This is a genomic window from Rhizobacter sp. P2_H2, from assembly GCF_056403375.1.
Genome location: NZ_JBFUFP010001124.1, coordinates 1 through 1,700, shown reverse-complemented (window position 1 = coordinate 1,700; position 1,700 = coordinate 1). Strand labels below are relative to the sequence as shown.

The following is a 1,700-nucleotide window of genomic DNA, read 5'->3' as shown; positions in this document are numbered from 1 at the left end:
CGACGATGGCGTTTTGTGGGAGGACCGATATTCGCCATGTCAATCGCGCGGTGTTGATTCCCTGACCCCGCCCTTCTCGGAACTACTCCAGATCGGGGCTCGACACGACAGCCMGCATCAATTCAAGACCTTGTCGGACCAACGCCGCGTACTTCTGACAGTCGGCGTCGCTGGGCTTAACGCCGCGGGTTGAATCGGAGCTGATGGCAGTCAATCCTCTCCTGTTTTCCGAGTAGAACCTGTTCAAGGCTCCTATCGCAGCGAGCCGCTCACTGGAGCAATTTTCTTCATTTGATCCTTTCGCAAGCTCCGTCGCACTCGAGATAATCGTCGAGAAACTACGCAGGCAGCCGTTGCCACTCAGGTGATCGTCAAGCTCGTCGACATCCCAACTCAGAACATCGGCCAGGGCCGGTTCCATCATTTGCTGGGTGTCAATTTTCTGCAGAGCCCTCTGCATTTCTTGAAACAATACCCCAGAAAAACCCGATGTCGCTGAAAATTCTGTCTTTGATTGAACCTCTTGTTTGGCCCTTTCAGTATGCCCTCGCATACGCTGCCACAGATTCTTGACCTGCGCCCCACGAACTCCTCCCATCCACATTGAACCAGTATTCACAATCGCCGCAGCCACGTGCCATTTCTTGCCAACATTCATATTCGTACTACTCAGTTACTGCGAACCGCAAATCAATCGCCCAACCTGTCGGGCAAGGGCGGCCCGGAGCCTTGGTCACCAAGACCCGCGCTTCGATCCACGATGTGTTCATCCGAACGGTGAATCAACGGCCCTCTCAGACGGAGGCACCCGGAACCGCTTCCAGGTAAGCCTCCAACGCCGCCACCGCATGCCGCACCTTCGCCGGCTGCCCATCCCGCTGCGGCGTCACCGCCCACACCGGAATCCCCGGCACCTGCCACTCCGGCATCAGCTGCACCAAGCGCCCCGCGCGCAGGTCGTCGTCCACATCCGCCCGCGTCAGCAGCGCGATGCCCAGCCCGGCCAGGCACATCTGCTGCAGGCTCAGCTGGTTGTTGCTGGTGATGCGCGCCTCCAGCCGCAGCGACTCATGCTCGCCCTCGCCGCGCCGCATCTCGAACGACAGCGCCGTGCCGTCGCGTGACAGCACGATCCACTGGTGCGCCAGCAACTCCCTCGGCAGCTGCGGCGTGCCGTGGCGGTGCAGGTAGGCCGGCGCCGCGCACAGGATCCACGCGAAGCTGCACAGCCGCCGCGCGACATACGTCGAATCGGGCATGCGCCCGGCACGCAGCGCGAGGTCGATGCGCGCATCGATCAGGTCGATCAACGCGTCGTCCACCAGCAGCCGAAGCGTCAGCCCCGGGTGGTCGGCCAGCAGCGGCGCCAGCGCCGGTGCGATGTAGCGCGCAAAGCCCACCGGCGCCGAGATCCGCAGCTCGCCCACCGGTGCGTCGTGCGCCAGCGTCAGCTGCCGCCGCGCCTGCTCGGCGGCATCCACCATCGCCCGGCAGTGCTCGGCGAAGCGCGCACCGGCGTCGGTCAGCGTCAGCTTGCGCGTCGAGCGGTGCAGCAGCGTCACGCCGCTGCCCTGCGCCAGCGCGCGCATCTGCTGGCACACCGCCGAGGTGCTCATGCCCTGCCCCCGCGCGGCGCCGCTCATCGAGCCGTGGCGCACCACCTCGGCAAACAACCCCATGCGGCGAAGGTCATCCATGAT

Annotated in this window: 2 protein-coding genes; both read right to left on the bottom strand. The window is 63.9% G+C overall.

Going from position 1 to position 1,700, the window contains the following annotated elements; genetic code table 11:
- Positions 1-82: 82 nt before the first annotated feature.
- Entirely contained in the window at positions 83-658 is a 576-nt protein-coding gene (locus tag AC1D15_RS30750; protein WP_477829013.1) for a hypothetical protein, read from the bottom strand.
- Positions 659-794: 136 nt separating this feature from the next.
- On the bottom strand, positions 795-1,700 hold a 906-nt coding region (locus AC1D15_RS30745), incomplete at its 5' end, for a LysR family transcriptional regulator (RefSeq protein ID WP_477829012.1).